Annotated in this window: 19 protein-coding genes and 1 CRISPR repeat array; of the genes, 9 read left to right on the top strand and 10 right to left on the bottom strand. The window is 58.6% G+C overall.

Annotated elements, in window-relative coordinates; all coding sequences use genetic code 11:
• The first annotated feature begins 316 nt into the window (after positions 1 to 316).
• Together ACVW0B_RS09515 and ACVW0B_RS09520 are read left to right on the top strand one after the other, a co-directional pair.
• A complete protein-coding gene (locus ACVW0B_RS09515; protein WP_457491547.1) occupies positions 317 to 817 on the top strand; it encodes a ribonuclease H family protein in 501 nt (166 codons plus the stop codon).
• A 95-nt stretch (positions 818 to 912) separates the two neighbouring features.
• Positions 913 to 2,559 (top strand): DUF3352 domain-containing protein, encoded by a 1,647-nt coding sequence (locus tag ACVW0B_RS09520; protein ID WP_457491548.1) that lies wholly within the window; start codon positions 913 to 915, stop codon positions 2,557 to 2,559.
• A gap of 45 nt (positions 2,560 to 2,604) precedes the next feature.
• Here the strand turns inward: ACVW0B_RS09520 and ACVW0B_RS09525 are convergent, their stop codons facing one another.
• The 6 genes from ACVW0B_RS09525 to ACVW0B_RS09550 form a co-directional block, all read right to left on the bottom strand.
• Positions 2,605 to 3,348, bottom strand: a complete 744-nt coding sequence (locus ACVW0B_RS09525; RefSeq protein WP_414329441.1) for a response regulator transcription factor — start codon at positions 3,346 to 3,348, stop codon at positions 2,605 to 2,607.
• Between the two features lie 68 nt (positions 3,349 to 3,416).
• Entirely contained in the window at positions 3,417 to 4,175 is a 759-nt protein-coding gene (locus ACVW0B_RS09530; RefSeq protein WP_414400573.1) for a sensor histidine kinase, read from the bottom strand.
• 109 nt (positions 4,176 to 4,284) lie between these two features.
• Positions 4,285 to 5,763 (bottom strand): sensor histidine kinase, encoded by a 1,479-nt coding sequence (locus tag ACVW0B_RS09535; protein WP_414407180.1) that lies wholly within the window; start codon positions 5,761 to 5,763, stop codon positions 4,285 to 4,287.
• Positions 5,764 to 5,907: 144 nt separating this feature from the next.
• On the bottom strand, positions 5,908 to 6,894 hold the full coding sequence (locus ACVW0B_RS09540; protein ID WP_414407181.1) for a pentapeptide repeat-containing protein: 987 nt from the start codon (positions 6,892 to 6,894) through the stop codon (positions 5,908 to 5,910).
• Between the two features lie 419 nt (positions 6,895 to 7,313).
• On the bottom strand, positions 7,314 to 8,873 hold the full coding sequence (locus tag ACVW0B_RS09545; RefSeq protein WP_457402643.1) for a hypothetical protein: 1,560 nt from the start codon (positions 8,871 to 8,873) through the stop codon (positions 7,314 to 7,316).
• Between the two features lie 156 nt (positions 8,874 to 9,029).
• Positions 9,030 to 9,947 (bottom strand): CoB--CoM heterodisulfide reductase iron-sulfur subunit B family protein, encoded by a 918-nt coding sequence (locus ACVW0B_RS09550; protein ID WP_457402642.1) that lies wholly within the window; start codon positions 9,945 to 9,947, stop codon positions 9,030 to 9,032.
• Between the two features lie 319 nt (positions 9,948 to 10,266).
• Between ACVW0B_RS09550 and ACVW0B_RS09555 the strand changes: the two genes are divergently transcribed.
• Together ACVW0B_RS09555 and ACVW0B_RS09560 are read left to right on the top strand one after the other, a co-directional pair.
• Complete coding sequence (locus tag ACVW0B_RS09555) at positions 10,267 to 11,019, top strand: hypothetical protein (protein WP_457482383.1); 753 nt, start codon at positions 10,267 to 10,269, stop codon at positions 11,017 to 11,019.
• 172 nt (positions 11,020 to 11,191) lie between these two features.
• Positions 11,192 to 11,941, top strand: a complete 750-nt coding sequence (locus ACVW0B_RS09560) for a YebC/PmpR family DNA-binding transcriptional regulator (protein ID WP_011432973.1) — start codon at positions 11,192 to 11,194, stop codon at positions 11,939 to 11,941.
• A gap of 53 nt (positions 11,942 to 11,994) precedes the next feature.
• Here ACVW0B_RS09560 and ACVW0B_RS09565 read toward each other — a convergent pair whose 3' ends face one another.
• On the bottom strand, positions 11,995 to 12,306 hold the full coding sequence (locus ACVW0B_RS09565) for a YbjQ family protein (RefSeq protein ID WP_457482384.1): 312 nt from the start codon (positions 12,304 to 12,306) through the stop codon (positions 11,995 to 11,997).
• 388 nt (positions 12,307 to 12,694) lie between these two features.
• On the opposite strand from ACVW0B_RS09565, the gene rbsK reads away from it, so the two are divergent.
• Both rbsK and ACVW0B_RS09575 read left to right on the top strand, forming a co-directional pair.
• Complete coding sequence (rbsK, locus tag ACVW0B_RS09570; RefSeq protein WP_457482385.1) at positions 12,695 to 13,612, top strand: ribokinase; 918 nt, start codon at positions 12,695 to 12,697, stop codon at positions 13,610 to 13,612.
• A gap of 252 nt (positions 13,613 to 13,864) precedes the next feature.
• Positions 13,865 to 14,608, top strand: coding sequence for a response regulator (locus ACVW0B_RS09575; RefSeq protein ID WP_414424424.1), 744 nt, complete (start codon positions 13,865 to 13,867; stop codon positions 14,606 to 14,608).
• A 166-nt stretch (positions 14,609 to 14,774) separates the two neighbouring features.
• Here the strand turns inward: ACVW0B_RS09575 and ACVW0B_RS09580 are convergent, their stop codons facing one another.
• The gene (locus tag ACVW0B_RS09580; protein WP_457491549.1) at positions 14,775 to 16,580 is read right to left on the bottom strand and encodes a DUF1565 domain-containing protein; all 1,806 of its coding nucleotides are present in this window, start codon (positions 16,578 to 16,580) and stop codon (positions 14,775 to 14,777) included.
• Between the two features lie 165 nt (positions 16,581 to 16,745).
• On the opposite strand from ACVW0B_RS09580, the gene ACVW0B_RS09585 reads away from it, so the two are divergent.
• The 3 genes from ACVW0B_RS09585 to ald all read left to right on the top strand — a co-directional run bounded on the left by ACVW0B_RS09585 (position 16,746) and on the right by ald (position 24,307).
• Positions 16,746 to 17,969, top strand: a complete 1,224-nt coding sequence (locus ACVW0B_RS09585) for a pentapeptide repeat-containing protein (protein ID WP_457491550.1) — start codon at positions 16,746 to 16,748, stop codon at positions 17,967 to 17,969.
• Positions 17,970 to 18,077: 108 nt separating this feature from the next.
• A complete protein-coding gene (locus tag ACVW0B_RS09590; RefSeq protein WP_457491551.1) occupies positions 18,078 to 19,190 on the top strand; it encodes an LptF/LptG family permease in 1,113 nt (370 codons plus the stop codon).
• Between the two features lie 100 nt (positions 19,191 to 19,290).
• Positions 19,291 to 22,883: a CRISPR direct-repeat array (repeat unit 37 nt; unit sequence GTTTCCGTCCCCTTGCGGGGAAAAGGTAGGGATCAAC).
• Between the two features lie 335 nt (positions 22,884 to 23,218).
• Positions 23,219 to 24,307, top strand: coding sequence for an alanine dehydrogenase (gene ald, locus ACVW0B_RS09595; protein WP_457491552.1), 1,089 nt, complete (start codon positions 23,219 to 23,221; stop codon positions 24,305 to 24,307).
• 33 nt (positions 24,308 to 24,340) lie between these two features.
• On the opposite strand, the gene ACVW0B_RS09600 is transcribed toward ald, so the two are convergent.
• Both ACVW0B_RS09600 and ACVW0B_RS09605 read right to left on the bottom strand, forming a co-directional pair.
• Positions 24,341 to 25,114, bottom strand: coding sequence for an ABC transporter permease (locus ACVW0B_RS09600; RefSeq protein WP_414407516.1), 774 nt, complete (start codon positions 25,112 to 25,114; stop codon positions 24,341 to 24,343).
• Between the two features lie 76 nt (positions 25,115 to 25,190).
• On the bottom strand, positions 25,191 to 26,027 hold the full coding sequence (locus ACVW0B_RS09605; RefSeq protein WP_457491553.1) for an ABC transporter ATP-binding protein: 837 nt from the start codon (positions 26,025 to 26,027) through the stop codon (positions 25,191 to 25,193).
• Between the last annotated feature and the right edge of the window lie 133 nt (positions 26,028 to 26,160).

Consider the following 26,160-nt stretch of genomic DNA (forward strand, 5'->3'; position numbering starts at 1 on the left):
GGATCTATCGCCGGTTTGGCCTACTCACCGAATTCGAGAGATATCATGCGAGTATTCATCACCTCAACACACCACTCCTCCCCCAGATTTTCTGGGGGTTTTTGTTCGCGCCGTTTTGGCAGAATTTCCCTGTCTCTCTAACCTTACGTCACGTGAGCTGGTGTTGACGAGGTTTATACTACTGATAGTGTAAAGTAAAACTTTCCCGGAACTAGATACACTAAATAGTGGTGCTGGCACGCCCTTGTGCGGTAAGATGCAGTGTCTGTTGTCGAGCCGGGATCCCAAATCTTCCCGTTAGCATCGGATGAGCACCATGGCCAAGGTTTCACGGATGCACAGCCGCAAAGGAGCGGGCCCCAGCCGTCTGGTTGCCTGCCCCCACAGTGGCATCTTCACCGACGGGGGATGTTCTCCCAATCCGGGGCCAGGGGGATGGGCTGTGGTGGTGGTTCAAGGTGATCAAATTGTGGAAGAGTTTTGGGGAGGGGATCCCGATAGCACCAGCAACCGCATGGAACTGACCGGCTTAATTCGGGCTTTGCGGTATTGCCGTGACACCCAAGGCAACGGCGTAGATACCATCTACAGCGACTCCCACCTTTGCGTACAGACCTACAACGACTGGATGGATCGCTGGGCAGCGCAGGGGTGGCGGCGGCGCACCGGGCCGGTGGAAAACTTGGATCTGGTTCAGGAACTGTATCAACTAAAGCAGCAGTGCCCTCAGGTGCAGGTGGTTTGGATCCAGGCTCACGAAGGGTTGCGCTGGAACGAGTACGTGGATGAGTTGGTCGCTCGCGCCCGGCCAAAGTAACAATTTCTACATATTCCGATGTATGAGGCTGCGATCACAGACAGGCTCTGAGTCCATCGCCTATCCTCAAGAGGACGGCTCGTCGCAGGTGTGATATGAAGACCCAACTTCAGTGCCGGTTTCGTCCTCTCTCCCTTACGTTGATGGCGGTGGGGGGCTCTTGGCTTCTGGGATCCTGCCAACTCAGAGGGCCACAGGTACAGTTGCCCGGCGATGTTCTGCCGGAAACCGCGCTGGTTCCCCAGTCGGCGCCCCTGGTGCTGACCTTTTCTACCCAACCGGAAGAATCTTTTCGCACTCACCCTGACCTTTTGGCCCAGTGGGAGAGCTGGACGGCAGAAGCTTTGGCTGAAACCGGCAAGGAGTTCTCTCGGGAAGAGATGCAAGCTTGGGCTGGCGAGCAATTCACGATGGCAGTGGTGATTCCCAATCTGGTGCCTGGAGCTGCCGAGCCGGTGCCCGGGATCCTGTTTGGAGCCAGCACCCGCAACGCCGATTTGTCTGGGCAATTCTTGGCCCAGGTGCGGCAACAGGCAGCAGCAGAAGGGGCCAACTTCGAGCAGCGCCAGGAGCAGGGGGTCACCCTCTATGTGCAAACCAACGGGGAGCCGGGCGAGCGGTGGGTGACTGCTGAGTTTGGCAACCGTTTTGTGGCGGTGGCCAACGACCCGAGGGTGATGCAGCAGGCGATTGCTGTGTATCGCGGCGAAGCAGAGCCGATTGGCCGCTCCGAAAGTTTCCGCACCGCCGTTGGCGACCTCTACAAGAAGAGCGGCACGCTGGCCTTTGCCTACTTCAACTTCCAGGCTTTGCAGGAGGATCCCGAGTCTTTCCAAGACTGGATGCAGGATTTGGATCCAGCGACGCTGGGATCCCTGCAACCCCTGCGCTCTTTGGCCATGGCTGCCCACTGGCAAGAGCAGGGCCTACGGCTGCGCATGTTGACCCAGACCGATCGGAAAACCCAGGGGCAGGGAGGGTGGCAACCGGCTCGCGGCGAACTCATTCAGCGGCTGCCCGGCAATGCCCTGGCGGTGCTGACCACCCAACAGATCGCCCAGCGCTGGCAAGCCGTTGTGCCTGAGCTGGAGAAAGATCCGCCGGTCAAAGAGTCGTTAGAGGAGCTGCGGGCTGAGTTTCGCGCCAATACTCGCTTGGACTTGGAAAAAGATCTGCTGGCTTGGATGGATGGGGAGATGGCCCTGCTGGTGGCACCGGATGCCCAGGCCCATCCCCTGTTGCAGGGCATGGGAGCAGCCTTGGTGATCGAGACCAGCCAAAAAGACAAGGCCAACGCGGCCCTGACTCAGTTGGATCGGCTGGCCCAAGAATCCGGAGCACGGGTAACGGAAGCCGGTGGGCAGGTGATTTGGGCGGATCCCTTGTTTAACCGCCCGCTTTTGACCCGCGCCTGGGAAGGCAACTATTTGATCGTGACCAGCAGCACGGCGGCGCTGCAAACCCTCGCCCAACGCCAGGGCAATTTGCTTCCCCAAACCGAGCCGCTGAAAACCCTCTACGATCAGTTGCCCAAGCCCAACTACGGCTACTTTTTGCTGAATTGGCAAGGGATCCGAACAGTGCTGGAGGCCACACTACCGGGTGGTTTGGCAGGCTTGGAGCCGGAGGCCCGTGAGCTGCTGACCCGCATCGATGGGCTGGGGATTACCAGCTACCCTGCCGGGGATCACGCCTTTGGGGTGGAGCTGCTGGTCACCGTGCCGCCCAAGCCACAGCCGTAAGCTCTTTCCCCCCTCTCCCTTGGGGAGAGGGGCTGGGGGTGAGAGCTACAGCCGAATCAAGCCATAGGTGAGAGCATAGCGCACCAGCTCGGTGCGGCTGCTGGTGCCTGTCTTGTTCAGCAGGCGGGTGACGTATTTTTCCACGTTGCGCACGCTGGTTTGCAGCTGCTTGGCAATCTCCTTGTTCATCAGCCCTTCTGCCACCTTCTCCAACACCTGTTGTTCCCGCGGCGTCAGCTCTACCTTGATGGGTGGGGGCAGGGGGGTGGGGGCAGAGGTCTGGGCAGGCGTGGCTGTGGCAAGGGTGCGCTCCGACAGCAGGGCGCGAATCGAGGCCAGCTCGCGGGCCACCACCTCCGAAGGGCTGGCAGCGCGGGATCGCTCAATGAGATTGGAGACGATGGCCACCAGCTCCTCCGGATCGAAGGGCTTGGGCAAATAGGCATCGACACCGGCCCGGTAACCCTGGATGCGGTCGGCGGTCATCCCCTTGGCGGTGAGGAACACCACCGGCAGATGGCTGTAGGGCTCGAGTTTTCGCAGTTGGGCCAAAAATTGATAGCCATCCATGCCCGGCATCATGATGTCGGAGATGATCAACTGAGGCTGGGCCGTGCTGAGCAGTTGCAGAGCCTGCTGGGCGTTGGCCGCCGGGATCACCTCAAAGCCGCTGTCCTCGAGGTAGGCTTGCACCGCTTCCCGTAAGCCGGGTTCATCATCTACTAGCAGAATGCGGGCTGCTGGACTGGCAGCAGGGGGTTCGGGTTTGGCTTGGGGAGAAGAGGCCATCTGGAGCTCCTGGGTAGCGTTCAAGCGTTTGGCGGCACCTGCCATCCCACATCTCTACAATCTTCCTACTAACCTGTGGGCAATCTCAGGCAAAAACAGGAGCCTTGGGGGGAGCTTTCCACCTGGAGATCTCCGCCCATCCGGGTGGCCAAGTCGCGGCTGATGGCCAACCCCAGCCCCTGCCCCGGCTTAGAAAGATCTGCCCGAAAAAAGGGGTCGAAGATCCGCTCCAGGTTCTCAGGGTGGATGCCGGGGCCGTTGTCACAGACGGCAACGAACACTTCCCGTTGCGAAGCAGTTGAGGGATCTTCACCCAACTCCACCCTCAGCCGGATCTCACCCGGGGGCGGGGTGTACTTGCAGGCGTTGTCGATCAGGTTATCAAGCACCTGGCGCAGGGCACGCGGATCGGCTTGTACAGGGGGTAGGGAAGGGGGCAGAACGGCTTGAAAGTGGTGTCCCTGGGTTTCGGCCAAGGCTTGATAGATGGGAATCCACTCCCGCAGCAGGTCGGCCAAGGAGAGGGGCTGAAGCTGGAGGGGGGCCGGGATCCCGTCCAAACGCTCGAACTCCGCCAGCAGCTCCTGCAAATGCTTGCACTCCTGTTCAATGCTCAGGCCAATCCAGTGGTTGCGATCCTCGGGGGGCAAGCGTTTTTGCAATAACTTGGCCAGCGTGCTCAGGGCGGTGAGAGGATTGCGCATTTCGTGAAGCAAAGTGGAAAGCTGCTGGGCAGAAAGAGTGACCCCCTTAACCTTGGGTTCTCCGGCTCCGCAGACGGGTTCAGGCTCTGGATGGTGTTCAGCAACTTTTCTGGCTCTCGGCATGGATCCAATCTCTAGACTCTCCCGGCGCTGGCAGATCGATCCTAGCCCTACCTCCCCTGCAATCCGCCATATCAATCCTGAGACGCTATCGGGATCCCAACCGGGTGGCTTATAGCTGGCGGGGCAGGTAGATGTTGAGAACTTCCCCCCGACGGGCGCGGTGGCGCACGGTGAGGTAGCCCCCCAAGGCGCGGAACAGAGTTTGGGTGACGGGAAGGCTGAGGCTCACTGCACCGGTATCCGGCTGCACGACCAACAACTGCCCAATCGCCTGAGGGGATTTGGGCTCTGAGGCAACAGTGGCGTCGCTGCCCTCAGGTGTGTTGACCTGAAACTGAAGTTTGACCAGCTCCCCTGCGCTGACCAACTGGGCGCGAATGTGGCTGCCAGCCGGCGTGCTGCGGGCAATGCGGTCGACCATGCCAAACAGCACCGCTTCCAGCGCCTTGGGATCGCTGACCACATCCGGCAGCTCATCGGGAATCTCCAACTCCAGTTGGGATCCCCGCCGTTCCACCTGCTCCTGCCAGCGAGGCAGGTTTTGCCGCACCAAGTCCACCAGCGCAATGGGCTCTAGCTGAAGCCGACGCCCCTCCTGTGGGGTAGCAGCGGGCATCACCGTTTCTGTAGCCTGGAAAAACAGCCCGAAGCGGTTGATTTGCTCGGTACATTCGCGGTCAATTTTCTCCACGTATTCCCGTACCCGCGACGGCAGATCGTGCCGCTTCAGGATGAGACTAACCAAGGTGCGGATGGTGCTGAGGGGCGTCTGGATCTCGTGGATGAGAGCCCGCAACAGTTCTGCCTCCGAAAGGCTGTTCTGTTGGCCTTGACCGGCAGGCTGGCCATGGGAAGGAGGAGACCGCCGCTTCTGCCAATCTTCTGGCCGGGTTGTGGGCGCAGGGGAGTTCTCGGCTCTGGCGGGGGGTAAGCGAGCGGGCGGGGATCCCGACTCGGCCAGGTTTCCCAGCAGGAGAAGGCTGCTGAAGCGGGCCAGCACCCGCACATGAGGCTCCATGAGGGGATGGTGCTTGATCAGCTCCTGCCAGAAGGGCAAGCGATCCGGCCTACCCTGTTGAACCCGCTGCTCTAGGATCTGCCAAGCCCGATGCACCACTTCCGGCTCAAAAGACACCATCATCCCCCTCTGCCGCGTGTGGGGGTGATGCCCTTGGGCGGCCACCGCCGAAAAAACAGGGGTGAGCACCAGCAAAAAAGGCTCCTCCACCAGGGGATCCTGCGGCAGGAGAGGGATCACCGTCTGGCCAGGGGTCAGAATCGACTCAGGGGACAAGTCAGGGGTAAACAGCCAGGGATCTTCACGGGCCAGCTCCCGCAGCTTCAGGTTCGGTTCTGGAGCGTCAATGGGCGACGGCAGTTGAGGCAGCGGATCCCGAACCACCCAGGGGGGCCACCAAGACACCGGCCCACCGATCACCACCCCAAACTGTCCAACTTCTTGCCATAGCTGGAGCAGGGCTGCCACCGTCTGCTGCCAGGAGCGCTCTCCTGCCCCCGGCAACCATTCCGGCAAGGGCAGATCGGCCCACAAAGCTTCCATCAAGGACAGAAATCGGCGGCTGTTCACGGATCTCTTTGACCCATCCTTCCCTTGTAGGGTAGCGGTTGTGGCCCCTCTGGGGCAGGGGAAAACCTCACCTTTTCCGGGGCGGATCCCCGTCTCACTCAGGGACAAGAATCCTCGTCCTCATACGGTAGCGAGTCTGTCCAATCAGCCTACCCGTCCATCCGGCAGAGTTGCCCCGCGCAAATTGGCCCCGCTGAGGTTGGCTGTGCTCAGATCGGCTCGGGTTAGGATTGCCTCGCCGAGATCGGCATTTTCCAGGTTGGTGCGGCCCAAATAGGCATCCACCAGGTTGGCACACCGCAAATCGGCCCCGGCCAGATTGGCCCGACTCAGATCTGCCCGCGCCAGTTTGGCCGAGCACAGACAACTGGCGGAAAGATCGGCTGCGGCCAGATCCGCCTCGCTCAAGTTGGCCTCTGTCAGATTCACCTGGCGAAGTATCGCCTCCTTCAAGTTGGCCCGCGCCATCTGCACCCCTTGCAGGTCTGCCCCCAAAAAAGAAACCCCCCTCAGGTCGGTCTCGCTCAGGATGGCTCCCTGCAAACGGGCTTGCTGCAGGCTGGCCCCTTGCAAGTTGGCCTTGATCAAACTGGCCTCTTTTAGGTTGGCCCCGCTCAGGTCGGCCCGCGTCAAATCCGCTCCCGACAGGTTGGCTCCGCTGAGATCGGCGCGGCTGAGGTTGGCGTTGCGCAGTACCGCTCCCCGGCGGCTATCGAAACGGAGATTAGCCCCCCGCAAGCAAGCTCCCCCCAAGTTGGCACTGGTGAGGTTGGCCCAACGCAAATCCGCATCCAGCAGGTTGGCATCGATCAACAGAGCCAGCGTCAGGTTGGCCCCATGCAAATCTGCTCCTTGTAGGGTGGCGCCGTGCAACTGGGCATCTCTGAGATCCGCCTCGCTCAAGTCCGCCTGGCTGAGGTTGGCCCCACCAAGGTTAGCCCCGACGAGGTTGGCCTTCTGCAGCTTGGCCCGCCCCAAGAAGGCGAAGATCAAATTGGCACTGTGCAGGTTTGCTTGGGAGAGATCCACCCCGATCAAATCGGCCCGGCTCAGGTCAAGGGCGGCCAGGTTCTCGCCGGCAAAGTTGATCCGTCCTGCCCGGTAAAGCCGAAGCAGATCCTTGGCATCCATAGAAGAGAGGGGAGAGCATGACTCTAGTCAATAATAAGCTCAACTATACTGAAAATAATGTATAATATGTTCAGTACGGATTACTACCAGTTGATCTTTCTGTTTACTTTCGAGTCTGCCAACATGGTAGCCAAAGCAAAGCAGAAAATTGGTAGTAAGACGACACGGAAACTGCGCTTTGGGTATTCTACTCAAAGCTTTGCGGGATACCGCCATTCTGTTTGGAAACAAACAGAATGCTATCGCTGCATAGTTGAACAGTGATGTTCAGCAGTGTTCAGCGTAAATGTATCAGCTCAGAGAAGTGAGAGAGGAGCTGCACTGGTGGTTATTCTAGATAAGGATCCGGGCGTTTCCCCAGCACTCTGCGCAGCTGATCGCCAGTGTTGAACGAGATCCCCAAACAGCGGGTTTGAGCTTCAAACCAGCCCGAACAGACGGCGCTCTGCCTCCTCCATGCGATCCAAGAAAGCAGCAAATTTGGTGGAGATCTCCCCCACTTCCTGCAAAAAGGCGCGTAGTGTTTGGTACTTGAGAACCAAGGCTTCCTCTAGGGTGCAGGTTTGGAACTGCTCATCCAACGCCTTGCCCAACTCGCTCAGGGCCTGTTCGATAGCAGTTTTGACAGAGCCGACGCTGCGCCGCACCAAGCGCATCACCTCCTGCTCCAACTGCGGCTTTTGCTGGGCCAGCTCGCTGCTGGCCAACACCTGTCTTAGGGAAGCATAGGGATCCGCAAGGTTGGTGGGCACCTCAGTGATCGCCTCCGGCAAAGCGTATTCCCCACTGCTGACGCGCAGGGGCTGCACCAGGCGCCACTCCGATTGTTCTAGCTTTTTCAAGATCCCCATGAACATCGCAGCGGATCCCTCGACATCCCTCAAGAAGCCGCGCAGCACCTGGTGTTTGAGGGTCAGATATTGGACGGGATCCTCATCCTGCAGACCTTCGTCCAGGGCGTTGCCCAACTCGCTTAGGGTGTTCTCGATGGCAACCATCAAGGATCCGGCGCTGTGATGAAGCAGTTGGCGGCAGGACTCTGGGATCTCCTGTCGCAGGTCAGAAGAGGGGCCGGGTGGTGTTGTCCAGGTTGCAAAAGCCAGAGGATCTGCAGGTTCTTCCTCATCTTCTGGGATCCCAGCGTCAATCCAAGTCATGGGGCTGGCCAGGGACTCTGCCTCGCCCGCGCGAGCGGCATCTTCGGTATTCAGCCAATCCAGATTGGCGGAGAGAGGCTCAGCAGCCAATCCTCCGCCGGGGAGGGTCGCTGGGGGCACGTCAACGTAAAGAGGCTTCAGCATCTGCAGCACAGCATTGGCGGCTTGGCCATCCTGATCCGGCTCCTGCAACTGCTGCACCGCCTCCTTCAGCCGGGCTTCCAGTTCTTGGGGGGAGGCGCAGGCATCGTAGAGGGCTCTGAGCAGCTCGTCCAGGCTGTAGCGCCGCAGGGCCGCCAACCCCTGCAGAGTAGGCTCTACTTTGTGGTACAAAGCCGTGAACAGAACCAGCTTGGCCCGCAAAGGGCTGGTTTGCCGCATCACCCCTGCCCGCAGCTCGAAGGGATCGTAGTCTTGCTTTTGCAGTCGTGGGCTTCCATACTCCAAGGACAAGATAGGCGAGGGTGCGGCCCAAGCTGATGGCTCCTTGGTCGAGGGCATGAGTGGGCTAGAGGGATCCGCTTGGGGCTGTTGATACAGGGGCTGTAGCTTGCTTAGCAGCATCTTGGCGATGCGAGCATACTCGGCTTTTTTGTTGATGCGGCTAATGGCATCTCGAAAGCGCTGGCCCAAAGCATCAAGGGTAGCGTGCTGGCGGCAGAGCTGCTCCAGCAGAGCTTTCAGGTCTATTTGGTTCAACTTGCTGACATCGCTTTCCCAAGTGCTGGTGCAGGCAAAGTAAACCAGCTTTTTCACTCGGTCTGCGTACCCGCCCTGCTGCACTTCTTGCACAACAAGGCTAAAGGGATCCGAGACAACCATAGGGAGCTGCTAAGCAGGAGTAGGTGGATCTAAGCTTACGAGGATCTTTGCGGTTTTTGAACAAGGACGGGCACCTTGCTGGGCAGAATAGCATATCCTTCCCAGGCAGAACCCACCTGATGTTTGCCCAGGGATCCCCCAGCCATCAAGTGGGATTTAGCGGCCTATTTTTTGCAGGGCTCTTTCCACCTGTACTACATGGCGGTTCAGTCCCAAGTTTTCCGCTGGGATCCCCAGGGCCAGGCCCACCAATTGTGGCAAATGCAGGATCGGGATCCCCAGCTTGCGCCCGATCACCTCTTCCACCTCCGGCTGCCGAGAGTCCAAGTTGAGGTGACACAGGGGACAGGGGGTGACCAAACAATCCGCTCCCGCCTCTATTGCCTCTACGAGATGCCGGCCTGCCATCGAGAAAGACTGCTGCGGGGCATAGCTGGAAATGGGCCAACCGCAACACTGGGTGCGCCCGCGATACCAAACAGGGGTGGCCCCCAAACGCTCGAAGAGATCCTCCATCAAACGGGGATCCCGTGCCACATCGAAGCGGGAGATGTCGTAGGCCCGCAACAGATAACACCCGTAGAAGGCAGCGCAGCGCAGTCCCAGGAGAGGCCGTTTGACCTGTTGGGCCAATCGCTCCAGGCCGTAGTCATGAGCCAGCACCCACAGCAAATGGCGCACATCGCCTGTGCCCTGGTAGCAGCTCTCGCAGCCTCCTTTCTGGCACAGGGCCTGCACCTGGTGAAAGTACTCTGGACTCGCGGTTTTCGCAGCCTTCAACTTTTCATTCACGCGGCCCAGCACTCCCTGACAGGTGCTGCAGTGGGTAAGCATCGGCAGCCCCAGCGCTTCCGCCAAAGCCAGGTTGCGGGCATTCACCGTATCTTCCAGCAGCTCCGATTCTTCTTTGAAGGTGCCCGAACCACAGCAGGAAGCGGCTTCCAGCTCCACCAGTTCAATGCCCAGATGCCGCGCAATCTGGTCGGTGGAGTCATACAGCTCACGACAGGCCCCCTGGGCCACACAGCCGGGGTAGTAGGCGTAGCGCAAAGGTGAAGGAACAACCGCGGTCATGAGAAGACGTGAGAAGAAGAAGAGAATTGGGTTTGCGATCTCAACGGTAATAACAATCCATGGATCCATTGCCCACACAGCAGAGCACTGGCCTGCCTGCAGAGCGGGAACCCAGAGCTTAAGATCCTACACCCATGCGCTGCCACAGCACATCCGTTGCTGCCCAGGACAGGGAGTTTGTCAAAGCTTCCCTATTTATCTGCCCCTATTTTGAAACCATTCGGAGCCGATACCCTATTTTTCTCCCTGCCTAGTGCCTCCCTAGCCGATGTCGGGTAGATTTGGCGGTAGCCATCGCTGAGGAATCGGTCAACGCCTTATGAACAGCCCGATCCAGGATTGTGAGCCCCCCGTTTCACCTCGCTCTAAGCAGGGCAGTCTGGGTTGGAGCCTTCCTCTAAAAGGTTGGGGATTTGGCTTGTTTTTCGGATCCCTAGTTTGGGCAGGATGGGCAAGTCAACTCCAGCTATGGGCCCAGCCGGTCGAACAGCAACCTCAGGAAGAAGTCCTTGTGCCGGGGCGCAATCTCGATCCTGGGGCGCAAATCCGGGTGCGTAACGAGCTGGTCAAGATCTGTGGGGACTATCGTTGCGAAGGCTATCGCTTTTCGGTACGAGTACCGATCAGCCCTGAAGACACCCTGGAAACTCTGCTGGGGCGGCTGGATACGGAGATGCTGCGGGAGGTGGATCGGGTGTTTCAAACTCGGCCCGATTTGAATCGAGTCATTGTCGATGGCTACGTCTTCTCGGGTACTCCCGCTTTTGTCAGCCGGGAAGTGCTGCTGCAAACAATGTTTGTGCCCCGTCACCGTTGGGAAGTGGGGCGCTTTGGGCCAGAGCAAGATGCGATTTTCTATGCCGAGCTGTTGGGACAGGTGACGCCCTTTCTAACTCCATCCCCAACCCCCACGCCTACACCTGGGCCTGTGCCTGGAGAAGGTGTGCCCCCTCTGCCCCCGCCTCCTGGGGAAACTCCTCCCATAGAGGCAACGCCTACCCCTCAAGAAACCCCAGCCCCTCCGCCTCCGCCCCAAGGGGATGTGATCCAGCGGCAGCCGATCCAGCCCTGAGGGGGTTATGGGGTGGCTAAGTCTGGGTTGTGAGGGATCCTCAGGATCCCTTGTTTTGTGACCAGGCCGGTACCCTCCCAGTTGTCGCGGGGTTGAGTCCTGAGCCGAGGTGATCTAGGCTTCAAAAGTGGAGGGATCCCTCCAATTCATTGCTTGACTGGTGTGTGGCGGCATGGCAGGACACAGCAAGTGGGCCAACATTAAACGGCAAAAGGCCCGTGTAGATGCCAAAAAGGGCAGCCTCTTTACCAAACTCTCGCGGGCCATCATCGTGGCAGCTCGCAACGGCTTGCCAGATCCGGATGGGAATTTTCAGTTGCGGGCGGCAGTGGAGAAAGCCAAAGCAGCGGGGATGCCCAGCGAAAACATTGAACGAGCCATTGCCAAGGGAGCCGGCAACTGGAGCGACGACAGCCCCCTGGAAGAAGTTCGCTACGAGGGCTACGGCCCCGGTGGGGTGGCTGTGTTGATCGAGGCCATGACCGACAACCGCAACCGCACGGCTGCCGAGGTGCGAGAAGCCTTCAGCAAAACCGGCGGCAGCTTGGGAGAAGCCGGCTGCGTAAGCTGGCTGTTCCGGCAAAAAGGGGTGATCAGCCTGGAGGAGGTGTTGGATCCCGAAGCCCTGTTGCTGGCGGTGGCGGAAGCGGGAGGAGACGACTTCAAGGTGGAAGGCACAGGAGCAGAGGTGTACTGCGACTACTCTTTGCTGGAGCAGGTGGCCACCTACCTGAAAAAAGAGGGCTACCCAGTGCAAGATGCGGCCATCCGCTGGATCCCATCCACTGAGGTGCATGTGGAGGATCCCGATACGGCCAAGTCAGTGCTTGCCCTGATGGAGCGTCTCGACAACCTAGACGATGTGCAGAATGTCTACGCCAATTTCGAGATCGACGAGGCGGTGATGGAAAGCCTGGCCTGAGAACAGGCTGCCATCATCTTCCGAGAAAGGGAAACCTTCAACAGAAGCATCCGTCAGCGGAGCTTAACGGCGGTGCCGGCGGCGGTAACGAGGATCATTGTCGTGCTCATGTTGGTATGAATGCTAACGCCTAGGATGCCATTTGCTCCCAAACGTTTGGCTCGCTGCTCCAACTCTTCCAAAACCTTTTTCTGGGCATTCTCGAAAACTTCTTCATAGGTTCTTGTGCGTCCCCCGATGATGTTGCGGAGGCTAGCAAGGAAGTCCCGTAGAACATTGGTGCCATAAACTACCTCGGCGGTAACAATGCCCAAGTAACGCTCAACCTCTCTACCTTGGAGCACGTCTGTAGTGGTCAGCAGCATGGCTTGCTTCCTGGGTCAACACCCACCAAGATAGTCGGGATCCTCAACCTTTGGAATCGGGTTCTTGCCCTGTGTTTTCAGCAGAGTGGCGATATGTCGAAGGGCGACCAATCCCTACAGATAACCGTTCCACAACGCATAGTCATTTATCTCACCGTTGAGGTGAAACAAACGACCGGTTGCTTCCTGCTAAGGCCTCCGGCCCGCTAGCGCGATCAGTTGAAATAGATGGTAATAAAAACCACGACTGCTATCAGCCCTTGCCGCGTGGTAGGGCGCTCAAGGGGATCCCTGGCCAAGACCGGCGGCTGATACAATAGCTGCCCAGGGATCCAAACCAAAGATCTCTAGATCTCTGCTTTTCCAACAGGATTTCCCCACAAGCCCGATGGCAGGCCCGATCCGAGTGGTGGGTAGCTTGAACATGGATTTGGTGGTGCAGGTGCCCCATCATCCCGGCCCTGGGGAAACGGTGCTGGGATCCGACTACGCCACCTACCCTGGCGGTAAGGGAGCCAATCAAGCGGTGGCAGCGGCGCGGGCGGGAGCCCAGGTGGAAATGTGGGGAGCGGTGGGATCCGATGAGTTTGGGCGTCTGCTCCAAGAGAACCTGGAGCACAACGGCGTGGATACCCGCCACCTGAGGCAGTTGGAGGGGCCCAGCGGCCTAGCTTTGATCACAGTGGATCCCGGCGGGCAAAACAGAATTGTGGTCAGCCCTGGAGCCAATGGTCGCTATCTGCCGGAGCATTTGCCTCCCTTTACCCCGGCGGCCCTGCTCCTGCTGCAACTGGAAATCCCCCTGCCCACCGTGCAAGCTGCAGCAGAACAAGCCTTTGCCCAAGGGATCCCGATTTTGCTCAATCCCGCCCCCATCGCGCCATTGCCGGGATCCCTGTTGCGCCAGGTTCGCTACTTGGTGCTCAACGAAACCGAAGCGGCTGCCCTTGCCCAATCTCCTGTGGAGACGCCGGAACAAGCCCAAAAGGTGGCTCAAGAACTGCAGAAACACGGGATCCCAACCGTTATCCTCACCTTGGGAGGGGCAGGGCTGGTCTGGGCAGATGGGGAAGAAAGTGGCCATTGGCCAGCTCATCCTGTGGAAGTGGTGGATACCACCGCTGCCGGAGATGGGTTTTGTGGGGCCTTAGCTGCCTGTTTGGCTGCCGGGGGATCCCTGAGGGAAGCCCTGCGTTTTGCCAATGCCGCCGCTGCTTTGGCCGTAACCCGTGCGGGAGCCCAACCCAGCTTGCCCCAGCGCTCTGAGATTGAGGCGTTTTTGGCCTCTGCCGTAGAAACAGCTTAGACTGCCGCTTGTCAAAAGTTTTTAACATCTGCGGTGGAGAAGTTCATGAGCCGTCTGCGTGGGTGCTAGGGGAAACCGCAACCTCCACAGGACAGAGCGGGGCCAAATCCTTTTTCCGAGCTGCTACTCATCGCCGGCGGAGGGGATCCCTTGCTCCATTGAGTACTGCTCAATAGTGCCTTGTCTTCCCTTGTGGGTGTCTTTAGAGTTAGGTAGTGAAAAGAAAGTATTCGGTAATTCTGATAAAGGCCCGTGAGTACCCTCCTTGCTGAAGATGACGCTCTCTACCGTCAGCATGTTCATAGCCTGCTAACACAACATTTGCCTGAGTTCGGCCCGGTGTATATAGCCTCGAATGGTAGAGAGGCGTTGGAACTCTACCGCCAGCACCACCCCAGCTTCGTGTTGATGGATATCCGCATGCCCGAGATGGCCGGGATCGAGGTAGCACGACAGGTTTGGTCAGAGTGCCCCAGCACGCGCATCATTTTTTGGTCGCATTTTGCCGATGAAGTCTATGTGCGGGAACTGCACAAGATCGTGCCTCCGCAAACCGTCTATGGCTACCTTTTGAAAAATTGCACCGATGAAAAATTGGTCAGCGCTATCCAAGCAGTGGTGCAGGATGAGCAATGTGTGATCGACCGAGAGGTGCGCGGAGTCGATTCCCGTTCACAAAACAAAATTACCGGTCTCAGCGACGCCGAGTACGAAGTGTTGATCGACATTGCCCTCGGCCTCACCGACCAAGCCATTGCTGCACGGCGCTTTTTGTCCCGCCGAGGGGTAACCAACCGTCTGCGCAACCTCTACGACAAACTAGAGGTGAGCAACGACCAAATTGAGAGCGACGAGTGGGGAACCACTTTCAGCTTGCGGGCCAGAGCCATCCGCCTTGCTTTCAAACGGGGGTTGATCAACGCCCAACTGCTGGATGAGGAGGAAGTGCATTTGGATCACTGGCTCAGCCGCTACCGACTGGATCCGCTGGACTAGAGAGGGGGTGTTCGAGCCGTCATCGCTCTTGGCAAGCACTTGTAGTCAATTCCCTTGCCAGCGACCAAGGAGACTTGGGCTCAATGGCTGGCCACCCCGCCAAAGAACTGGGATCAAAGCTCCCTCGTACCGCTATGGAGAAGCAAGCCGGTAGGGTGGGGGGTCGCTAGCGGAAAATCATCTCGGCAACCGCCTCAAAGCCGGCATCCAACAGCCGATCCAAGACCGACTGGGCCTGGCTGCGACTGTCGTACAGGCCCGCCTGCAACACTGTTCTGCCGTTGAAAACCGTTTCCACCGCCTCGGGGATGAGCTGCCGCAATCGGTTCAAGTCATCGCTGCTTTTGGGGGTCACCAACACGCGAAATTGGGTTGCCGAGCCCACAGCAGCCACAGGGGGGGCAACTGGAGTTGTAGTGGGAGCAGAGGGAGTGGCCGGGATCCCTGCCGATGAGCGACGGGCCGGCGGGGGCAGAAGGGTGGTGATATCTGTGAGGGGAGCCGAGGGTGGCCTGGGAACAGGAGCTGCGGGGGCAGGGCCAGCCGGCTGAGCAGGTGCGGTAGAGCCATCTGGCGTGAAGGGGACGGCAACAAACTCCTGCGCTTGGGGTTGAGTGTCCGCCGGCTGGGCAGGAACGTTGGGCAAAACGCGCCCCCCCGATCCCGATAGAGAGGCAACTGGGCTGGGATCCGTCGATTGCGGCACCGTCACAACCGGTAAGGTGGAGGGGGTCTCAGCGGCTGGCCGGGGATCCCTGGGAGTAGCCGGCTGGGACGGGGCACTGGGCAGAGCCAAAGTGCCAGGAGCAATGGGGCGGGGAGCACTATCGGGGAGAGCGGCGACGGTGGTTTGACCGGACAGATCCAGATCCCCTTTGGCTTTGCCCCGCAGTTGGTTGCCGTTGGCATTGATGCGCAGGCCGCGGGTGGCGTTGTGGATGTCGTATTGGCCGTTGCCCTCAAAGATGTTGTTGCCGGGATCCGTGGCCGTGCCCAAATCCGGCTGGGCAGTGGTGATGGCGGTGAGGCCGGTCTCCAAGTTCTGGGCGATGAGATTGTTGCGCAGGATGGGCCTGGAGCTGCCCCCGACGATCACGCCGGTACGGTTCTGCAGGATGCGGTTGTTGCGCACAATAGGCGCCGAGCGCTGGTCGATGGTGAGGCCAAAGCCGGTCTCCTGGAACAGGTTATTGATGATGGTGGGCTGGGAGGTGCCCAAGACGGAAATGCCGTTGGCCCCGTTTTTATAGAAGCGGTTGCCCTCCACCCAGGGATTGGAAGCGCCGGCAATGAAGATCCCATCGTGGATGCTGCCCACAAAGCTGTTGTTGAGAATGCGCGGGGAGGCCGATTCGACCCAGAGGGCATAGCCGCGCCGCCCTTGGTTGCGCAGGGTAACTCCTCGCACTTCTGCGCCGGTTTCTGCCAGCAGAGCAACATTTTGTCGCCCCAAGGTTGGGCTCATGTAGGTACCCCCGCCGGTGATGAGATAGCCCTCTCCCAAGGTGGACTCGTCCCCACGCAAGGTGAGGCCGGCTTTCAGACGGATGGGGAAGGTTTCGCCGCTCTCCTCGCTATATACCCCGGGAAAAAGCTGAATGACGCTGCCAGCCTCAGCCCGCTGAATGGCATAAGTAATCGTCTTGAAGGGGTTATTGCGGGATCCATCCCCACGGGTATCGCTGCCGTTGGCTGCATCCACGAAAATGGCCGGGCGATTGTCCGGGAGCGGGGGAGCTTGAGGCAGGGTCTGCTCGCCGGTAATACCAGTGTCCAGGGAAGTTTGCGCCCAGCCGGGATCCAACTTTGCTGTCAGCAGTAAGGTGGTGCCAAGCATCAGAGAGGTTGCCAGCCGCGTCAGCATTGCAGAACGATGGCGCTGCGCCCGCAGGCCGGGCAGGACTGCTGTAGATTGGTGTTCGCCGGATTTCTGCAGACCAATAGGCAGTAAGGACAATAAGGAAGAGATCATGGTGGTTATCCCCACACCAGGCTGGGCTAGAGAAGGAAAGCCGAGGTCATCTTACCAAACTGAGCAGGCAGGGGCCTGCCCTATTCTCCAACTCTAAATACGGACTAACGCAGGCTTTTTTTGCAAATCTGACACTAGCCCTAGAGTATCATCCTTTCTTGCGCCATGACCTACAGAACCCTTGCCCCCGAACATCTGCCCCAAGAGCCGTCGCTGCTTGAATCCGGGATCCTGCTGTCTCCGGTCTCACCGTGGCAACCCCTGATTCATCTGCTGCTGTTGGGGATCCCGGCCTTCTTGCTGCTCTTGGGAAAGCTGATGGCTCAGCCGGTCTTGGGCTGGGGGGCGGTGCTGGCTTGGCTGGGCCTGGCGGGCTGGTGGGGGCGATCGCTTTGGGCTCAGATCGGACGCCGTCTTTGGCAGTGGCTGACCACTTGGCCTCAATTGGCCTGGGCGGGAGTGGCCCTCAGCTTGGCCCTGATGGGAGGGGTTGCTGGGAGCGGGGTGTTTTCCGCTTTGGGATCCCTGAGTTGGGAGGCGATTGGGGCTTTGGGAGAAGTGTTTGGGGCCACAGGCCAGATCTTGATCGCCATCCTGGCCGCCTACATTGCCTGGCGGCAGTACATCATCTCCCGCGATCTCACCATTCAGCAGAATATCATTACCCAGCAGCAGACCATCGACGCCTACTTTGAAGGCATTTCCAACCTGGTCTTGTCTCCCGATGGGCAGTTGGACGATTGGCCCCTGGAGCGGGCCATTGCTGCCGGGCGCACGGCTGCTTTGTTGAACGGGGTGGATCGCTTCGGCAAAGCCAAGATCCTGCGCTTTCTCTCCACCGCTAACCTGCTCAGCCCTCTGCGGCGAGACGAACACCTGGGCCGACCTATCCTGGATGGCAAGGGGGGCTACCAGCGGGATCGCGTGAACGGCATCCGAGTGGTCAACCTGGGCACGATGCTGGAGGGAGCCGACCTGCATGGCACCCTGTTGCGGGCGGTGGATTTCAGCGAAGCCAGCCTGGAGCGGGCCAACCTGAGCGGCTGCGATCTCAGCCACACCAATCTGTGCGGAGCTAACTTGCGGAATGCCGACCTGCGCGGGGCCGATCTCTACCGCGCTTTGCTGTTTGTGGGATCCCCTCAGACAGCTTCCCCTGCTCAGCCAGGGCAAAAGCCCGATTTCAAGACCGGGGCCTACACCGGCGCCATCGTGGCAGGGGCAGATTTCCGCCAGGCTCGCCGCCTTTCCCCCGAACAGCGGGCCTACCTGGTCACCTGGGGTGCCAAGCTGGATCCCGAGTCCGAACCTCCCCTCAACTCTCCTAGGCCGCGTTCGGATCCTGCCGACAAAACAGAGTCGTTTCCCCCACCTGCCCCAAGCCCTTGAGCGAGAATAAATCGATAAGCCTGGTTCAGGGCTTTTGCCGCCGATTCTTCGGCTATTGCAACTCGCCTCTCCCTTGGGGAGAAGGGCGATCCCCTTCGATTCTCAAACATGGCACGGTTGCTCACCAAGTTCTGGCTGCTGGAGCGCTATCTATTTGGGCAGATGCTCACCCCGGTGCTGACCGGTATTGCCGGGGGAACCCTGCTGCTGCTGGTGGGCCGGTTGTTTACCCTGGCCGAGCGGCTGGTCGAGGGATCCGTCCCCCCCCTGACGGTGTTGCGTCTTTTGGTTTTGGATCTGCCGGAGATGGTGGTGCTGGGCATGCCCATTGCCGCCTTCTTTGCCACCATGCTCACCTTGGGCAAGCTGAGCGGCAACAGCGAGATCACCGCTATGCGGGCAGCCGGGATCCCGTTTAGCCGGATTTTCCGACCCCTGCTGCTGGTGGGGTTGGCCATGAGCTTGAGCGCTTTTTTCATTAGCAACGTGCTGCTGCCGGCCAGCAAACAGCAAATCCGCCAGATCGATCAGCAGGCTTTGCTGGCCCAGGCCACCACCCCGGTGCAATACGATGTCTTTTTCAAAACCGAAGACAACCTCTGGTTCTTCATCCGCCAAGTGGATCCCCGGTTAAATACGATGCAAGATGTTACGATTTTGCGGGTGGATCCCTTGCCGGGGGGCAAATACCAGTTGGCGGAAGTGACCTTGGCCGCTCAGGCAGTGTGGAATGGACTGGAGTGGAGCCTGAGCGAAGGAGCGACCCACCTTTACGGCCCCACGGGTCTCAGCATTGCCGAGCAAACGTTTCATCGCAAGCCGCTGCAAGTTTCTCAGGATCTGGCTGCCCTGATGCAGCCGCCGGTTCCCCCCAGCGAGTTGAGCTTGCCGGAGCTGGCGGAGCGGATTTCCCGTTTGGCCCGCTCCAATCTCAATACTCAGGCTCTGCGCACCGAGTTCCACATGCGCTTTTCCCTGCCCCTGGCCAGCTTTTTTGCCGTGCTGATTTCGCTACCCCTGGGATCCACCACCGCGCGGCGGGTGGGACGCTACGGGGGCGTCGTCTTCGGGATCCTGTTGGTGTTTGCCTACTACGTGGTGCTCAGCGTGTCTCGCAGCTTGGGAGAAGTGGGAGCCCTTCCCCCTTGGGCGGCAGCCTGGAGCTTCAACATCTTGTTCGGCGGCATCGGACTGGTGCTGCTGGCCCGTTTCCTGCGCTAGGGATCCACCCTAGAATCCGCCAGTCTCAGTTCTCAAGGATGTCTCGAAGAAGGCAGGGATCAACTTTCCTTTCTCTCTCCTCTCGCCTCGCGTAGCTCAGGTTTCCGTCCCCTTGCGGGGAAAAGGTAGGGATCAACTGTTGTTTTATCCCTGTGAAGGGAGGTTCTGCCATGTATGTTTCCGTCCCCTTGCGGGGAAAAGGTAGGGATCAACGATCAAATCAACGAGTTCTTGAACTTAATGGCTATCGGACGTTTCCGTCCCCTTGCGGGGAAAAGGTAGGGATCAACGGCAAAATCACTTCGCCTGGCCGAAGCCCACGACCAGGTTTCCGTCCCCTTGCGGGGAAAAGGTAGGGATCAACTTTATAGCGAGTGGAGTAAACTCATGTCGGTGTGTGGTTTCCGTCCCCTTGCGGGGAAAAGGTAGGGATCAACGGCAACTTCCTGTGAACTCGAATAGCTAACCTCCCCCACTCGTTTCCGTCCCCTTGCGGGGAAAAGGTAGGGATCAACGTGGTGGTGGTGCCTGCGCCCCGACAGTAAGGGTCAGCGTTTCCGTCCCCTTGCGGGGAAAAGGTAGGGATCAACCTGAGCAGCAAGCCCGCTATGAGAAGGCCAAGGTTGAGTGGGTTTCCGTCCCCTTGCGGGGAAAAGGTAGGGATCAACCCGACCCAGGGATCTCCAGCGCTGGCCGCTGCCTCGTGAAGTTTCCGTCCCCTTGCGGGGAAAAGGTAGGGATCAACGACACACCGTCAGCGGAAGAGGGCACGTGCTTTGGCAGTTTCCGTCCCCTTGCGGGGAAAAGGTAGGGATCAACTTTGGAAGAAGTGAAGTCTTCCCTGCCTGAGATGCTGGGTTTCCGTCCCCTTGCGGGGAAAAGGTAGGGATCAACGCGAAGGTCAGCTGGCTAGATGCTGGCCGATTTATTCGGGGTTTCCGTCCCCTTGCGGGGAAAAGGTAGGGATCAACCGTTATTTCTGGCACCATATGGTGTCAGGAAGGTTGGTTGTTTCCGTCCCCTTGCGGGGAAAAGGTAGGGATCAACTTATCGATAGTACCTTCGACGCCGTCTCCCCTGTAACTCGGGGTTTCCGTCCCCTTGCGGGGAAAAGGTAGGGATCAACGTCCCATTCGGGCAGAGCGCACATAGCTACGTAATCGTGCCAGTTTCCGTCCCCTTGCGGGGAAAAGGTAGGGATCAACCTTGGAGGATGATATCGCAGATATTGAGTTTGTAGAAATGTTTCCGTCCCCTTGCGGGGAAAAGGTAGGGATCAACGAAAGAAGACAAGAAATACTACCAAGCCCTCGTTGAAGTTTCCGTCCCCTTGCGGGGAAAAGGTAGGGATCAACTTCCCGCCAAGAAGTACATCGAACCACCAAAGCTGGTGGTGTTTCCGTCCCCTTGCGGGGAAAAGGTAGGGATCAACCCTAAGTGAATACCTGTCTCAATGCTCTTTGAGGGAGGGTTTCCGTCCCCTTGCGGGGAAAAGGTAGGGATCAACGTGATTTTGCCCAAGGATATGTTGGATCGTGCGGGGCTGCTGTTTCCGTCCCCTTGCGGGGAAAAGGTAGGGATCAACACTGCGCTTGAAAGCCGCCTGGCTACCTCAGTTAGAGTTTCCGTCCCCTTGCGGGGAAAAGGTAGGGATCAACCTGCATTGGTATAGCAGTTAGCTGCCTAAAGAACTGGTTTCCGTCCCCTTGCGGGGAAAAGGTAGGGATCAACGTTCATCCGGTCTCGTTTGGTTACCAACTCAATTCGCGAGGTTTCCGTCCCCTTGCGGGGAAAAGGTAGGGATCAACGTTGCGGAAGCAGCTCAAAGAATTCGGAGTAAAAGCGTTTCCGTCCCCTTGCGGGGAAAAGGTAGGGATCAACGGGACATTGTCGACGGCATCCCTCAGCCCGACTGGGCAGTTTCCGTCCCCTTGCGGGGAAAAGGTAGGGATCAACCAGAGTCCCAGCGTCACGGACTCTAATCAATTGACGCAAGTTTCCGTCCCCTTGCGGGGAAAAGGTAGGGATCAACGGCCGCCTATTGACTGCCGGAACCTTCTTGGTGAAGGCACTGTTTCCGTCCCCTTGCGGGGAAAAGGTAGGGATCAACCCAAATTCCTCATTGTCGAGGAGAGCAACGGTAGCGAGGTTAGTTTCCGTCCCCTTGCGGGGAAAAGGTAGGGATCAACACTCGCGAAGGTATCCTATTTGGATGCTCTCCGTTTCCTGAGGAAGTTTCCGTCCCCTTGCGGGGAAAAGGTAGGGATCAACGTTGAGAAACAGATTTATTACCAAAGTGTCTTGTTTCCGTCCCCTTGCGGGGAAAAGGTAGGGATCAACAGACCTCTCCCTTAACAGGGGATAAAGAACACCCAGGGTTTCCGTCCCCTTGCGGGGAAAAGGTAGGGATCAACGAACTGTGTAGCCAGGTGAATTCCTGGCTGGACTCTGTCCAAGTTTCCGTCCCCTTGCGGGGAAAAGGTAGGGATCAACGCGAATACTCCACCGTAAAAACGTATCGTTCTCATAGTTTCCGTCCCCTTGCGGGGAAAAGGTAGGGATCAACACTAGGTTATGTGTTCACAGCCCCACACTACCCTTCAGTTTCCGTCCCCTTGCGGGGAAAAGGTAGGGATCAACCTGAACGCCGGTACGAAGTGTACCGGAAAGTGAAGGTTTCCGTCCCCTTGCGGGGAAAAGGTAGGGATCAACATTCAGCCCGCTGCCTAAGAAGTACTACGAGGAACCCAAGTTTCCGTCCCCTTGCGGGGAAAAGGTAGGGATCAACCGAAGGAGGTGAATGCGAAGAATATTCGCATGACGGTGTCGTTTCCGTCCCCTTGCGGGGAAAAGGTAGGGATCAACGGGATAGCCTTAATTAAGGCTAGAGCATCGTTCCAAGTTTCCGTCCCCTTGCGGGGAAAAGGTAGGGATCAACATATTAGGAATTAAGTTCTTACCATTAGATTGGAAGTGTTTCCGTCCCCTTGCGGGGAAAAGGTAGGGATCAACCTTGCTGGCGGGGCGCGGACACCACCAGCATGCCCACGTTTCCGTCCCCTTGCGGGGAAAAGGTAGGGATCAACGGCGTTCTACTCCAGCGCCATCGCCCAGAACTTGGAGTGTTTCCGTCCCCTTGCGGGGAAAAGGTAGGGATCAACATCGAAATCACCGCCCATCTGACTTACGTCTTCAGGGTTTCCGTCCCCTTGCGGGGAAAAGGTAGGGATCAACGAGTTAGTGCGAGGGGGCGAGCGCCCCGCGGGAAGGATTACTCAAGTTTCCGTCCCCTTGCGGGGAAAAGGTAGGGATCAACCCTGGGCTTCACAGGTGCGGACTTTGTCCAAGCCTGTGTTTCCGTCCCCTTGCGGGGAAAAGGTAGGGATCAACAGTCAACTTTTTCATCCCAGTAACCAAGTAGTCTGACCTCGTTTCCGTCCCCTTGCGGGGAAAAGGTAGGGATCAACTAACGGGACTTGAAATACCACCGTCGGGGACAGTAGCGTTTCCGTCCCCTTGCGGGGAAAAGGTAGGGATCAACTCGCATTTCTCGTATAATCCTAGATTTTAGGTCCATTAGGTTTCCGTCCCCTTGCGGGGAAAAGGTAGGGATCAACTTGCAAGTTTGTACTTCTAGTCTAGACACTAACAGCAACGTTTCCGTCCCCTTGCGGGGAAAAGGTAGGGATCAACCCTACCCCCGGAAAAGCTTGAATCCATGCAGTTTTCAAGGTGCGTTCGCGAGGGAGTACGGAGACTTCGTGACATAGATATTAACATTGCTCTTGGGGATAAGCGCAAGCAAGAAAATTGGGCTTTCTGAGGCTGTTATGTCTTGTTTTCGTGCCAATCATGGCAAGAGATCTAGGTTTGCCCTTGAAATCTTGAGCTAACAAAATTAGCCTGGCGATTGCTTGCCCCGACAGATCGCGCACAAAACTTTACAATTTTCGCTCTCCTGCTCAGGCCAGGGATCCCATTGCGGGGAGAGTCTGTCTAGACTGGAAAGCAGCCCTACGGGGATCCCTATGCGAATTGGCGTGCCCAAAGAGATCAAAGAGCAAGAGTTCCGTGTCGGGCTGACACCGGCGGCGGTGCGGGCCTTAACCGAACAGGGGCATCAGGTGTGGGTGGAAACCCAAGCAGGCCAGGGGGCGGGCTTCACGGATGAGGACTACCAAAAAGCGGGGGCCAAGCTGGCTGTCACTCCTGAGGAGATCTACCGGCAGGAGCTGGTGGTGAAGGTAAAGGAGCCCTTGCCTGCCGAGTATCCTCTGCTCCATCCCGACCTTATTCTGTTCACCTATTTGCACTTGGCCGCCAGCCGCGAGCTGACCCAGGCGCTGTTGCAATCGGGGGCCACCTGCCTTGCCTATGAAACGGTGGAATTGGCAGATGGATCCCTGCCCTTGTTGATGCCCATGAGCATGATCGCTGGGCGGCTCTCGGTGCAATTTGGCGCCCATTACCTGACCCGACAGCAGGGGGGGCGGGGCGTGTTGCTGGGTGGGATCCCGGGGGTGCCGCCGGGGCGGGTGGTGATCCTGGGCGGGGGAACCGTGGGCACCGAGGCGGCCAAAATGGCCGTAGGCTTGGGGGCGCGGGTGCAGATTTTGGACATCAACCTGCAGCGGCTGAACGAGCTGGAGCTGCTCTTTGGATCCCGTGTGGAGCTGCTCTACAGCACGGCCCAAAGCGTGGAAGAGTGTGTTCGCGAGGCCGACCTGGTGGTAGGGGCAGTGCTGGTGCCGGGAAGGCGGGCGCCGGTCTTGGTGGGAGAAGAGTTGGTGGCCCAAATGCGTCCTCGCTCCCTCATTGTGGATGTGGCGGTGGATCAGGGGGGGTGCATCGCCACCACACGGGTTACCACCCATGCCCAGCCGGTTTACGAAGCCCACGGGGTGCTACACTACGGCGTTCCCAACATGCCCGGAGCCGTTCCCTGGACTTCGACCCAAGCGCTGGTCAACGCCACACTCCCCTACATCCTCAAGCTGGCCAATCTCGGCCTGGCCGCTGCTTTGGAACAAGACCCGGCCTTGGCCAAAGGGCTCAACATCAGGGCAGGCAAGCTCATCCACCCGGCGGTGCGAGCCACCTTTCCAGACCTGGGCTAGCTCAGGCAGGGGTTGGCTCCCCGGGGAGAGATGCTACTGTCGCCAGGACAGGACATAGCGCTCCAAAGCCGCGAAAAAGGTGTAGAGCAAGACACCCATGAGGCCGAGGGCAGCCAAACCCGCAAAGGCCAAAGGCACATCAAAAGAAGAACTGGCCGACACGATCAGGTAGCCCAGCCCCTGGTTGGAAGCCACCGTCTCCGAGATCACCGAGCCGACAAAAGCAAAGGAGATGGCCACTTTCAACGAGGCAAACAGGTAGGGCATGCTGTGAGGTAGCCCCACCTTGGTGAAGATCTCCCAAGAGCTGGCCCCCAGCGAGCGCAGCACATCTCGCATCTCGGCTTCCACCGTCTCCAGCCCCACCGCCACATTGACTGCAATGGGGAAAAAGGCCAGCAAAAAGGCCGTTATCACCGCCGGGATCAGGCCCAAGCCAAACCAAATCGCCAGCAGCGGCACCAAAGCCACCTTCGGGATGGTGTTAAACCCCACCAGCAGCGGGTACAAACACAGATGGGCCAGGCGGGAGCTGCCGATGATCGATCCCAGCAATATCCCCCCCACCAAAGCCAGCGCAAAGGCCAGCAGCGTCGAAGTGAGGGTGGTTAGGGAGTGACGCAGAATCACCGGGCTCCACTGGTTCATGGCTGCGAGGATCTGGGTGGGCGCCGGCAGAATGAAGCGAGGAACGTTGAACAGCCCCACCCCCACCTGCCAGAGCACAAGGGTCAAAACGATGGTGACAGCGGGCAAGACCACAGAAGCCGTTTGGGTCTGCAAAAATCGGTCAAATGATTTTTTCATGGGATCCCTCGGCAGAAATGCGCGGTAACCTGTCCAGCAAACCTTTCCAGATTTTTTGGATCAAGGGCTCTTTGGCCTAATAGCTGCGCCGAATGTGCTGGCGCACTTCCGAGACCAAGCGGTGAAACTCGTCCGTCAGGCAGATCTCCAGCGGGCGTGGACGGGGCAGATCCACTTTGAGGGAAGAGATGATCTCGCTAGGCCGTGGCCCCATCACATAAATGGTATCGGAGAGGAAAACCGCCTCCCGCAAATCGTGAGTGATCAAAATGGCGGTGCAGCCGGTGCGCAGCCACAGCCGCTGCAACATTTCCCACATATCCTCGCGGGTAAAGGCATCCAAAGCGGCAAAAGGTTCGTCCAACAACAACAGCTCCGGCTGATGGATCAAAGCGCGGCACAGGGAAGCCCGCTGCCGCATTCCCCCAGAAAGCTGCCAAGGATAGGCTTTCTGAAAACCCTCCAAGCCTACGGTGGCCAGCAGCTCCAGCGCCGACTTCTCGTGCTGGGCCAGGTTTTGCTTGAAGGTACGCTTGTAAGGCTCCACCACCTCCAACGGCAGCAACACGTTCTCCAGGGTTGTGCGCCAGGGCAGCAGCACCGGGTTTTGAAAGGCCATGCCCACACTCTTCAGGGGGCCGGCGATGGGCTGCAACTGAAAGTAGAGGGTGCCGCCATGGTCAGTGTTCAGGCCGGCCATCATCTTCAAAAGAGAAGTCTTGCCACAGCCGCTCGGCCCAACAATGGAGACAAACTCCGAGTGGGCAACAGAAAAGCTGACGTCGCGGATGATCGTGACTGGGGATCCCTTGGTGGGGTACTGCAGCGAGACGTGGCGCAACTCCAGAACGGGCTTGCCCGAAACAGCGGGGGAAGATAACCCACTTTGAACCACCCTCTGCGACTCCAACATTGACTCAACTCCAATGATTTTCATAGTGGCCCAAGTGAGGGCTGACCCCCCTGATCCAGACAGATGATGGCGGGAGCAATGAGGGTTGCAGGCCGGTTTATCTCGATTGGTATGGCCAACCCCATCCCCACTA

It is taken from the genome of Thermostichus sp. MS-CIW-23 (genome assembly GCF_054059455.1).